7 protein-coding genes are annotated in these 11,971 nt (G+C 49.4%); 3 read left to right on the plus strand and 4 right to left on the minus strand.

Annotated elements, in window-relative coordinates; all coding sequences use genetic code 11:
* Positions 1 to 2: 2 nt before the first annotated feature.
* From ACJJIC_RS14410 to ACJJIC_RS14425, 4 genes are all read right to left on the minus strand, one after another.
* The gene (locus tag ACJJIC_RS14410) at positions 3 to 215 is read right to left on the minus strand and encodes a DUF1656 domain-containing protein (protein ID WP_353505426.1); all 213 of its coding nucleotides are present in this window, start codon (positions 213 to 215) and stop codon (positions 3 to 5) included.
* 17 nt (positions 216 to 232) lie between these two features.
* A complete protein-coding gene (locus tag ACJJIC_RS14415; protein WP_445357257.1) occupies positions 233 to 2,416 on the minus strand; it encodes an FUSC family protein in 2,184 nt (727 codons plus the stop codon).
* Positions 2,417 to 3,317: 901 nt separating this feature from the next.
* A complete protein-coding gene (locus tag ACJJIC_RS14420) occupies positions 3,318 to 5,492 on the minus strand; it encodes a malate synthase G (protein ID WP_444909485.1) in 2,175 nt (724 codons plus the stop codon).
* Positions 5,493 to 5,681: 189 nt separating this feature from the next.
* Positions 5,682 to 6,617 (minus strand): LysR family transcriptional regulator, encoded by a 936-nt coding sequence (locus ACJJIC_RS14425; protein WP_252081803.1) that lies wholly within the window; start codon positions 6,615 to 6,617, stop codon positions 5,682 to 5,684.
* A 114-nt stretch (positions 6,618 to 6,731) separates the two neighbouring features.
* Here ACJJIC_RS14425 and ACJJIC_RS14430 point away from each other — a divergent pair, with 114 nt between their 5' ends.
* The 3 genes from ACJJIC_RS14430 to pta all read left to right on the plus strand — a co-directional run bounded on the left by ACJJIC_RS14430 (position 6,732) and on the right by pta (position 11,966).
* A complete protein-coding gene (locus ACJJIC_RS14430; protein WP_444909484.1) occupies positions 6,732 to 8,330 on the plus strand; it encodes an isocitrate lyase in 1,599 nt (532 codons plus the stop codon).
* Positions 8,331 to 8,589: 259 nt separating this feature from the next.
* Positions 8,590 to 9,798, plus strand: a complete 1,209-nt coding sequence (locus ACJJIC_RS14435) for an acetate kinase (RefSeq protein ID WP_444909483.1) — start codon at positions 8,590 to 8,592, stop codon at positions 9,796 to 9,798.
* A gap of 2 nt (positions 9,799 to 9,800) precedes the next feature.
* Positions 9,801 to 11,966, plus strand: coding sequence for a phosphate acetyltransferase (pta, locus tag ACJJIC_RS14440; protein WP_444909482.1), 2,166 nt, complete (start codon positions 9,801 to 9,803; stop codon positions 11,964 to 11,966).
* Positions 11,967 to 11,971: the final 5 nt, after the last annotated feature.

The following is an 11,971-nucleotide window of genomic DNA, read 5'->3' on the forward strand; positions in this document are numbered from 1 at the left end:
CCTTAAATACCCACAAATACTGACCCAATAAAGACTGAATAGATAATGCTCAACGATATAATTACTACTGGCGGGTTTGCAAAGTATCTAGAAAGGCGGTAACGATCCAGGAGTCTTGCAGTAAGTAATGCCGCGAGCACCCCAAGTACCCCCGCAACTAGAACTGGAGAAATAAAAAAACCTCCCACTGATACATCATGAGGTATCTTTTCCATACATTAACCCATTTGAATCATAAACATCTTTCTTCACAAAAATATTTCCAATCTACGGACTCTGATAATTTATAAAACTCATCGAGGTAATTGCTAATACAGTGGGTAACACCCAAAAAGTACAAAAAGTTGGAAACCCCCTTTGCAGTCTCCTCATCATTTTCCCAGAGCTCCATCAGCCCTCCAACATCCACATTTACTCTATCAAATATACGCCTATAACCTCTTCGTAAAGACTTGATGTTTATATTTCGCTGTTCCCCTGACAAGTAAAACAATATTTTTCCTACGAGAGATCTCCAGATAAACACCTCGCGCAGCATACTATTGGTTGCAACAAGTTTCATTTTTGAGTGATCAATTCCATGCAAAATCTTAACCTGATTAGCAATCAGCATAAGTAAATCAATTACCCTTCGCATTTGATCCCTCGACATACCTTTAACATTATTGACATCAATACCTTCTTTCCAGTAAAGGATCTTCTCATGCGAAATCACAACGATATTTAAATGATATAAAACATAAAGGCGATGAAATATTGAGCGTCTTGTTAAGGCCGGCAAATCGCCTTCAACTACCAAACGCGCAGCACTATCAAGTAGTCGATTCACATTTTTTTTGAAATTTCTTTCAGGATGAGAAGAAATCGGGATATTTCTAGATACCGCCAGTATGCAAAAAATAATCGCCAACACAAATATATAATTTGTATAAACGACAAAACTATAAGTCTGATAATTATTGAAATTGAAAATAATTTGCGGAAAGAGGAGAGCCAAGGTTCTTATCATTGACTGCGCACCAAACATTCGATTCGCAAAATAGGAAATAGTAAAAGTCCAGAAAAACACCATTAAACCCAACGAATAAAAGCCTTGCAATTTTGGCATAACTAAAAAGTAAAGAGGTGCGGACATCAAGCATACGAGAATTGTATATATGCAAGATTTAAACAAGTTAATTTGTGGACTTACAGATGCTATGATTGCTATAATTGTAATTAAAAGTACAACAAGCAGCCCGCCTATCATATCTGGAACAAATAAATAAGCTAAATAAGATATCCAGATCCCCACTAGTACGCGAACCACATTAGCCAGCCTATCAGGATCAGGCATTAACAATCCAAACCAGTATTCTTCACGTTCACTTGAAGTACTCGAACTGGAAAATTCCAGGCTTTTTAAATCATTTACAGCATTAATTAGTGCCCGGGTTTCCACCTCCAAATCATTCAAAGAACGCCTGGTTACAGCTATTGCGGCAGTCTCTGGAGTTGACAGCTCCTTTTTTACTTTTTCAACGTCCCCCCTAACCACCCTCTCCCGAGCATCTCCAGCCACCTCATCTTCAGCAATGGCAAATCTAACTCTCTTAAATCGCCCTCTCATAACTTCCAAATAGTCATTCATATTCAAAAGAAACTTCATAATTCCCAAATCACTGGATAGGGCCAAACTCTCTTCTAATTTAAGTAGTGACTGTGTTACCGCTGTTGTACGATGACCAAATGCCTTCCACTGCCTACGGCACTCCCAGATTTCATAACTATCAGAACTGGCATCATTAATAGCTGTACGCAAGCGTGTATCTGCCCTTAACAGTTCAACTCGCTTATCTCTAAGGACTTTAACTTTCTTTCGATCTTGAATTCTTAAAAAACATCTATTTGCAAAAGCACGATGCATATCTAGCAGGGAAACCGCTGCTTCATGCAGTTCTTCGCGGCTACAATTTGGCCAGATCAAAACAGCTACAAGCCCATATACAATAATACCCAGTAAAGATTCTTGAATACGGAATATCCCTTCCTCATAAGAAAGGGATAAATCACCACCGGTCGCATCCCATAACATCAAAATAACGTAGCCACAGGTCATCCAAAAATACTGACGCTTTGACCTTTGCAGGATATAAACGCAGCCCGCAACCCATACCGATAGCGCAATCATAAAAAGCCATCGATCTTGAGGGAATGATGCGACGATTATCCAGCCGCCTAGAAGTGCAAACAGAGTGCCCAGCATCCACAAAATGGCACGATTTAACGACTGCCCCAAGTTTGCCTGACTACACACAATAACGGCAAATGCACCCCAAAAAGGTTTTTCCCAATTGATACCCATTGCAATGGCATAAACAATTACCAAAGCCAGCGCAATTTTTATTGACTCTTTCGCATTGCGAGACAGGTACAATGTTATCTCCGAGTATTTTCACGATAAAGCGACAAGCTTTTGACATCCTAATGATTACAAGGCATGTAATTTTTAGGTTGGCAGGAGGAAGTATGGCATATAAGAAAGCAACTAAATCAGGGATACACTTATAGATACAGCACGCACAAAGCGTATTTTAAAGTGCCAATAAAGTATGAACGTCAGCGAGGATCACTGAAAACTTATATCCCAACATACGACATAAGTTATAAACGAAAAAATGAAGTTAGTATTTAAAAGCTCGTCTCACAGTCTATGATTTTCCGTCAGTCTCTTTTTATAGCCTGTAGTTTGGGCATAGGCAAAGAGATAATTTGTATAGGCTTTTTATCCCCTAAGGAAAATTGTATTATCAAATTTATTGAGCGGTATACCTTTCTTTAAGCGCTTAATAAAATCAGGATTGGTTAGAGAGGTACCCTAAAGCAATCAGCCCAGCATTTGCCTACTTAACATTTACTTCACTTGATTGCGCGCCATCGTGTCATAACCATACACTTTGAAAATTGAATACCTGCTAAGTCAAAGAATGGGGAGATGGGCCATACTTTACTCCCTCTGTAAGCGGCCGAAATTAAATGATACAAACAGCTTGGACGACTGCCTCAGTGGCGCCAACAATCTATCAATTCGAGTATTTGCGGTGGCTAGTAAGGCGGCACTTTGTACAGCCAGAGTGACTAAATAGGAGGAGGTCACTATGACAACACTCCCCATCCTTTACTGTTCAACAGCAAAGCCATGTCACTTATCAGCTTCAGGCGCGGAATTCTATCCGAATATTAATTACTATCTACTGTTGGGCATGCTAAATGATACTCCACAGACCCAATAAAAAAGGCCCCTTGAGGGGCCTTTAAGAAACAATCCAGCTCAGAAATCAACCATTCAAAGCCTTAAACTCACGCCTGCGACGATGTAGAACCGGCTCAGTGTAGCCGTTTGGTTGTACACAACCTTCAAATACGAGCTCACAAGCGGCCTGGAAGGCAACACTTCTATCGAAATTTGGAGCCATATTGTTGTAATTGGCATCACCGGCATTTTGGCGGTCCACAACTGCAGCCATACGCTCCATGGTTTCGCGCACTTGCTTCTCGCTAACAATGTTATGCTTGAGCCAGTTGGCAATATGCTGTGAAGAAATTCGCAAGGTGGCGCGATCTTCCATCAGACCGACATCATTAATATCCGGCACCTTGGAGCAACCTACCCCCTGCTCAACCCAGCGCACCACATAGCCGAGAATGCCCTGAGCATTGTTATCCAACTCCAATTGAATCTCTTTAGTATTCCAATTAGTGTCTTTGGCCACCGGTACGGTGAGAATATCTTCCAGCTTGGCGTGATGGCGGTGCTGAATCTCTTCCTGTCGACGGTTCACATCGACCTTGTGGTAGTGCAGTGCATGTAAAGTTGCCGCCGTGGGCGATGGTACCCAAGCAGTATTCGCACCAGCCATTGGATGTGCGAGCTTGGCGTGCATCATCGCTGACATCTGATCTGGAATCGGCCACATACCTTTACCAATCTGCGCCCTACCCTTGAGACCGCTATTGAGACCCACATCCACATTCCACTCTTCGTAGGCGTTGATCCAAGTGGACTGCTTCATATCTCCCTTGCGAATCATGGGGCCGGCAAGCATAGAGGTATGAATTTCATCTCCTGTGCGATCCAGGAAGCCGGTGTTGATAAAGACCACGCGCTCTTTGGCTTCGGCAATGCAGGCTTTGAGGTTTACCGTGGTACGCCGCTCCTCATCCATAATACCCATTTTCACCGTGTGGCGCGGTAGGCCGAGGGCATCCTCAATACGATTAAACAACGTGTTGGCAAAAGCCACCTCTTCCGGGCCATGCATCTTCGGCTTTACGATGTAGATGCTTCCTTCACGAGAGTTCTTGATCTCGTTATTGCCGCGTAGATCATGTAGAGCGATCAGGCTGGTAATCATTCCGTCGAGAATACCTTCCGGAATTTCCTGGCCGTCACCATATAAAACAGCATCGTTGGTCATCAGGTGGCCAACATTGCGCACAAACATCAAACTGCGACCCGGCAGGGTTAGCTGATTACCATTCGGTGTAATATATTCACGGTCGACATTTAATTTGCGCTCAAAAGTCTTGCCGCCTTTATTGATGGTTTCCTTGAGGTCACCTCTCATCAGGCCGAGCCAGTTGCGGTAAACCACAACCTTGTCTTCCGCATCGACTGCCGCTACGGAGTCCTCACAGTCCATAATGGTGGTCAATGCAGATTCCATAAGGACGTCTTTAATACCCGCGTCATCGGTTTTACCGATAGGGCTTTCACGATCCACCTGAATTTCAAAGTGCAGGCCGTGCTGCTTGAGCAAAATACTCGAGGGTTCTTCGCTGTCACCGCGGTAACCGGCAAACTGAGTGCCGTCTTTCAAGGTGGCAATATCGCCATTGGCTTGGACAACTTCCAGCAGAGAGCCGTTAATACGATATTGCACGGCTTCTTTATGACTGCCGCAGGTTAATGGAGCAGACTGATCTAGGAAGCTGCGCGCATATTCAATCACTTTGGCTCCGCGCACCGGATTGTACTCACTGCCCTTTTCCGCTCCACCTTCTTCGCTGATCACATCAGTGCCGTAGAGGGCATCGTAAAGGCTGCCCCAGCGGGCATTTGCGGCATTCAGTGCATAGCGGGCGTTCATCACCGGGACCACTAGCTGAGGACCGGCGAGAGTGGCGATCTCCTCATCCACATTCTCAGTGGAAGCACTGAACTCAGCGGGCTCATCCACCAAGTAGCCAATTTCTTTCAGAAAGGTCTGGTAGCCTTCCAGATCGAGGAAGCCCTGCGGATTTTCGGTGTACCAGCGATCCAGGGTTTCCTGTAATTCGTCGCGTTTTTCCAGCAGGGAGCGATTGACTGGCGCCAGGTCGCGGACAATCGCATCGAGTCCAGCCCAGAACTTATCGGCATCGACCCCGGTTCCTGGAATCACCTCCTCGCAGACCAGGTTGTAAAGCTCTGGTGCGATTTGTAGATCACCGATTTGGACTCGTTCCGTCATACCCTGGGCCTCTCACTGATTGTTGGAATTACGGCATTCTAAACAGCCATTTCAGCATACCGCTAATTTATAGACACAATTTCCACTATTCATAGATCAAATTTTTATGAAAATGGGTGACGCATGATTCACTGCCAAGAGAACTGTATATTCACCCGCAGGGCGCATGATTCCTTACTAAGGGGTCACTCATAGAGCCCGACCAATATCCAGGATCAGGCGCCGTAACCAGCGGTGCGGTGCGCTCTGCTGTAAAAGTGGGCTCCAAGCCATTTTTAGCTCAAGAGGAGGGATATCCAACGGCGGATCCCTGCGCACGACTCTGGGATTGTCGCTGGCAAGCTGTGCCAGACGGGTGGGCACAGTGACAATCAGGTCACTCTGCTCGGCCAACAGCATAGCCACTTGGTAGTGGCGTGTGAAAACCGAGATATCCCGCTTTTCCCCCAATTTGCCAATAGCCTCATCTACCCAGCCCAAGCGTTGCACATCCTCTGGGTTTACTCCTACCCCCACACCCATGCCGGTCTTGCTCACCCATATATGCTGAGCCTTTAAGTAACTCTGCAGATTGTAGTCTTCGAGAATTGGGTTATCCGCTCGCATCATGCAAGAGAAACTGTCGCGCCATACGGTAGCTTGGTGGAAGCTCTGGGGCATACTATCGAAACGGTTAATTACCATATCCACCTTACCCTGCTCCACATCGACAAAGCTCACATCGCTGGGCGTCATGATATCCAGGCTGATTCCTGGAGCACCATCCCTCAGCTGCTTAAGCAGGGGCGGGATCAACGTGGATTCGGCATAGTCACTGGCCATAATGCGAAAGGTACGCCGGGTGTTGGCGGGATCAAAATCCCGATTGGGCTGAATCACACGGTCGATGCTGGATAGCGCTTCACGAACCATAGGCTGTAGTTCTAGGGCACGCTCCGTGGGCATCATGCCCTCTCGAGTGCGTACCAGCAGAGGGTCGTCAAAGAGTTCGCGCAGGCGTTTCAGGCCATTGCTCATTGCGGGTTGGGACAGCCCTAGGTAGTTGGCCGCTCGTGTCACATTGCGCTCGCGCAGCAGCACATCCAGGTATACCAGCAGGTTCAGGTCAGCTCTTTCCAGTTGCATACAACATTTGCCAGATCGATAGTGAAAATAAAATCAATAAATTAGGCAAATTATGCCACTCCTCCTAAGATACTCAACACCTAATCGCAGTCACCGTTTTAAGGAAACACTGTCATGTCCACTTACACTCAAGACATCGAAGCGGTAGCTAAGCTCCGTGACAGCAAAAGCGGCACTTGGGACGCTATCAATCCCGAATCTGTTGCCCGTATGCGCGCCCAGAACAAATTCAAAAACGGCCTGGATATTGCCAAATACACTGCCAATATCATGCGCGCTGACATGGAGAACTACGACAAAGACAGCTCCAAGTACACCCAATCCCTGGGCTGCTGGCACGGTTTCATCGGCCAACAGAAGATGATTTCTATTAAGAAGCACTTCGAAGGCAATACCGACCGTCGCTACCTGTACCTGTCCGGCTGGATGGTCGCCGCTCTGCGCAGTGAATTCGGTCCTCTGCCCGACCAGTCCATGCACGAAAAAACCTCTGTTGCGCACCTGATCAACGAACTGTATACCTTCCTGCGCCAGGCCGATGCCCGCGAGCTGAACGACCTGTTCCGCGAGCTGGACGCCGCCCGCGAAGCCGGCAACAAAGAAGCCGAGAAAGCAGTTCAAGACAAGATCGACAACCACAAGACTCACGTTGTGCCGATCATTGCCGACATCGACGCCGGTTTCGGTAACGCAGAAGCCACTTACCTAATGGCTAAGCAGATGATCGAGGCGGGTGCTTGCTGTATCCAGATCGAGAACCAGGTTTCCGACGAGAAGCAGTGTGGTCACCAGGACGGTAAAGTCACCGTTCCTCACGAAGACTTCCTGGCCAAGATCCGCGCAGTTCGCTACGCATTCCTGGAGCTGGGCGTAGACAACGGTGTTATCGTTGCCCGTACCGACTCCCTGGGTGCCGGCCTGACCAAGCAGATCGCCGTGACCAAAGAGCCGGGTGATCTGGGCGACCAGTACAACGCTTTCCTGGACTGTGAAGAAATCGCAGCTTCTGATTTGGCCAATGGTGACGTTGTAATCAACCGCGAAGGTAAGCTGCTGCGTCCTAAGCGCCTGGCTTCCAACCTGTTCCAGTTCCGCAAAGGCACCGGTGAAGCCCGCTGCATCCTGGACAGCATCACCTCTCTGCAGAACGGCGCCGATCTGATTTGGATCGAAACCGAGAAGCCCCACGTTCGCCAGATCGGCGGCATGATGGACGAAATCCGTAAAGTGGTTCCCGATGCGAAGCTGGTTTACAACAACAGCCCATCCTTCAACTGGACCCTGAACTTCCGCCAGCAGGTATTCGATGCATGGTCTGAAGAAGGCAAAGACGTATCCGCTTACGACCGCGCCAACCTGATGAGCGCCGAGTACGACGATACTGAGCTGTCCGCAACTGCTGACGAGAAGATCCGTACCTTCCAGGCCGATGCAGCTCGCGAAGCCGGTATCTTCCACCACCTGATCACCCTGCCGACTTACCACACTGCGGCCCTGTCTACCGACAACCTGGCCAAAGAGTACTTCGGTGAGCAAGGCATGCTGGGCTACGTGAAAGGCGTTCAGCGTAAAGAGATCCGTCAAGGTATCGCCTGCGTTAAGCACCAGAACATGGCTGGTTCCGACATCGGCGACGACCACAAAGAGTACTTTGCTGGTGAAGCGGCACTGAAGGCTGCTGGTAAAGACAACACCATGAACCAGTTCGGTTAAATCGCTCTTATACCTTTCAGGTAGATTCAAGGCGGCGCAAGCCGCCTTTTTCTTCAGGGATTCTCTCCTGTTCAAATTGACCAGGACAATGATTCCGCCGAAGAAGAACAGTTATGCAAACTGCGCTTTTATCTCTGCATTTTGAACTTGGGCCGCAATCGCGGCCCTTTTTTTGCTCCCAATCTTATTGCCTTTTCTCAAAGACTTTTGCGCCATATTAGCTAGCCTTAGGGTATACACGCTAAGGTGCGCACCGCCTATGTCTGGCCCAAGACTTGTACTGACCATCAACTGCGGCAGCTCTTCTTTAAAGTTCACCATCATTAACCCAGAAACTGGTGAGGAACGCTTAAAAGGCCAAGCCGATGCCCTGGGATCATCCTCAGCAGCACTCTCTTGGCAGCGCGATGAAAAAGAAGGAACACAGAAGCTCTCCCCTGGGGATGACTACGAAGGTGTTATCGGAGCGTTGGTAAAGCGATTCGACGGCCCCTGGTCAGCGTTGCGCGAGCAGCTTCGGGCTATCGGGCATCGGGTGGTCCATGGTGGCGAACAGTTCGCAGACTCCACGCTGATCAATGACAGCGTAGTATCAGCTATCAGAGCCTGCTGTGAACTGGCGCCACTACACAACCCTGCAGCCCTGCAAGGTATACAGGCCTCACTGCTCGCCTTCCCAGAGTTGCCGCAGGTGGCGGTCTTCGATACCGCCTTCCACCAGAGTTTGCCGGATTACGCCTACCTCTATGCACTGCCCTACAGTTTGTATCGGGATCACCAACTGCGCCGCTACGGTATGCATGGCAGCAGTCATCGCTATATCGGTGAGCGCAGCGCCGAAATATTGAAAACACCCACAGACAACATCAATGTGATCTCCGCTCACCTCGGCAATGGCGCTTCCCTGTGCGCCATTAAAAACGGAAAGAGCGTGGATACCAGTATGGGGCTGACTCCTCTTGAAGGGCTGGTAATGGGCAGTCGCTGTGGGGACCTAGACCCTGGTTTATTACTTCATTTGGGGGAGGCACTGGACTATTCCCTAGCGGAACTCGAACAGTTACTGAATCGCAACAGCGGCCTGCTGGGAATATCCGAGCTAAGCAATGACTGTCGTGAACTGGAAGAAGCTATGGGCAAAGGCCATGCCGGTGCTAGCTTGGCATTGAAGCTATTTTGTTATCGACTGGCCAAATATATCGCAGCCTACACAGTGCCACTAAAGCGCGTTGATTCGCTGATATTCACCGGGGGTATTGGCGAAAACTCATCTTGGGTGCGGCGAGAAACGATAGGTTGGCTCAGCCAGCTCGGCTACCAGCTGGACAATAAGCGCAATGAAGACATTCGCTTCGGTTCTGAAGGGCAAATATCCAGAGACGGAACACCGGATATCCTTGTGATACCCACCCGTGAAGATTGGGTTATTGCTCGAGATACCATCCGCTTAGCGAACAGGGCGCTATAAACATGCCCCACAACGCGCGCGCCCTAATGCTGATTCCACTGGATGTGGGTGTGGGTATTACATCGGTAAGCCTGGGCTTAATACGGGCACTTGAACGCAACCGCGTAGAAACCCAGTTTTTCAAACCTGTCAGCGAAGCGCCTTCCCGCGACGGCGCCATCGAGAGAACCACAGAGATATTGCGGCAGACTACCAAGCTAGACATTCCCCGTTCAATCAGCGCACAAGAAGCTGAAACTATGATCTCCGCAGGTGGTACCACGGAGCTACTGGAGAAAATTTTGGCCCGCTACCGCAGCAGCGTTCAAACTGCGGATGTAATAGTCGTAGAGGGACTTTTACCTGGAAGGCAGAATCAATTTTCTGACCAATTGAACTGCCAGATGGCAAAAACCCTGGATGCGGAAGTGGTGTTGGTTGCCAGCCTGCACACAGGTGATATTCGCCAGCTTACAGAGCGTCTGCAGTATGCGATGCAACCGTTTGGTGAGGGCCCATCCAACCCAGTGGTAGGCTGCATTATCAATAAGCTGGATGCCCCTCCCCGCATAACCGACCCACCTGGCGGCCACTTTATCTCGGTGGGCGCTCAACAGGAGCCCTGTACCAAAGCTGTCAACCGAAAGGATCTGTATCGTAAAATTCCTCTACGCATCGTTGGCGCCATCCCCTGGAATGCGCAGCTGCTGGCCCCCCGGGCGCTGGATCTGGCCCGGCATTTCAATGCACAACTGATCAATCGCGGAGAACTAGAGAGCCGCCGTTTGCGCAGCGTAACCTTCTGCTCGCGATCCCTAGCCAATATGCTGCATCGCTTTAATTCAGGTGCCCTACTGGTCACTTCAGCTGACAGGCCCGATGTCATGGTAGGAGCCAGCCTGGCAGCAATGAACGGTGTAAAAATTGGCTGCTTGCTGCTGACCGGGGGCTACCGACTGGATCGCGGGGTACACAAACTTTGCACACCGGCCATGGAGACTGGGCTGCCGGTAATGTTAGTCAGCTCCAACACCTGGCATACCGTGATGGAGTTACAAACCTTTAACCTGCGCACCCCCGCAGATGACCGCGAGCGAGTAAACCGGGTACAGGATTTTTTTGCCAGCCACTTGGATAGAAACTGGGTGCAATCCCTAAGCCAGGTTTCCCAGCGACCGCGGCGGATGTCACCCCCAGCATTTCGCTACCACCTAACAGAAATGGCCCGCCGGGTGCTAAAACGCATTGTGCTTCCAGAGGGGGAAGAACCCCGCACTATACGCGCAGCTCTGGCCTGTGCAGAACGGGGAATTGCACAACCGATACTGCTGGGGAGACCGGGATCTATCCAGCGAATCGCCGAGCAACAGGGCCTCAGGCTCAGTAAAAAAGTAGAAATCATCAAGCCCGAAGATGTCAGGGAAGAGTATGTAGAGCCCATGGTAGCTCTTCGTAAAAATAAAGGCCTCACTCAGGTGGTCGCGAAAGAACAGCTGCAAGACAATGTCGTTTTGGGCACTATGATGCTGGCCCTAGACCGAGTGGACGGCCTGGTTTCAGGCGCTATTCACACTACCGCCAATACCATCCGCCCCGCCCTGCAATTGATCAAGAGCGCTCCAGGTGAAGAGCTTGTCTCCTCAATTTTCTTTATGCTTCTACCCGAGCAGGTACTGGTATACGGAGACTGCGCCATCAACCCAGACCCCAACGCCAACCAATTGGCTGCGATCGCCATCCAGTCGGCAGACTCCGCAGCGGCTTTTGGGATAGAACCCCGAGTAGCAATGATCAGTTACTCCACCGGCACCTCAGGAACCGGCTTAGACGTAGACAAAGTGCGTGAAGCTACACAAATCGCCAAGCAGAGAAGGCCCAAGCTGATTATTGATGGACCACTGCAATACGATGCGGCGCTGATAAAAAATGTGGCTGAGCAGAAAGCGCCACAGAGCCCAGTCGCGGGCCGCGCCACCGTATTTATTTTCCCTGATTTAAACACCGGCAACACCACATATAAAGCAGTACAACGCAGTGCGGACTTAGTCAGTATTGGGCCTATGTTGCAGGGGCTGCGCAAACCGGTGAATGATCTTTCCCGCGGTGCCCTGGTGGACGATATTGTCTACACCATTGCACTTACCGCTATTCAGGCCCAGCAACATCAACCACATAAAACTAAAAAATAACTGGC

Source organism: Microbulbifer mixtoriginis (SeqCode) (assembly GCF_052468275.1).

Bases quoted from the DNA above. Each gene is read 5' to 3' on its own strand.
- ACJJIC_RS14410 (WP_353505426.1), bottom strand. From the start codon at position 215: ATGGAAAAGATACCTCATGATGTATCAGTGGGAGGTTTTTTTATTTCT.
- ACJJIC_RS14420 (WP_444909485.1), bottom strand. From the start codon at position 5,492: ATGACGGAACGAGTCCAAATCGGTGATCTACAAATCGCACCAGAGCTT.
- ACJJIC_RS14425 (WP_252081803.1), bottom strand. From the start codon at position 6,617: ATGCAACTGGAAAGAGCTGACCTGAACCTGCTGGTATACCTGGATGTG.
- ACJJIC_RS14430 (WP_444909484.1), top strand. From the start codon at position 6,732: ATGTCCACTTACACTCAAGACATCGAAGCGGTAGCTAAGCTCCGTGAC.
- ACJJIC_RS14435 (WP_444909483.1), top strand. From the start codon at position 8,590: ATGTCTGGCCCAAGACTTGTACTGACCATCAACTGCGGCAGCTCTTCT.
- pta (WP_444909482.1), top strand. From the start codon at position 9,801: ATGCCCCACAACGCGCGCGCCCTAATGCTGATTCCACTGGATGTGGGT.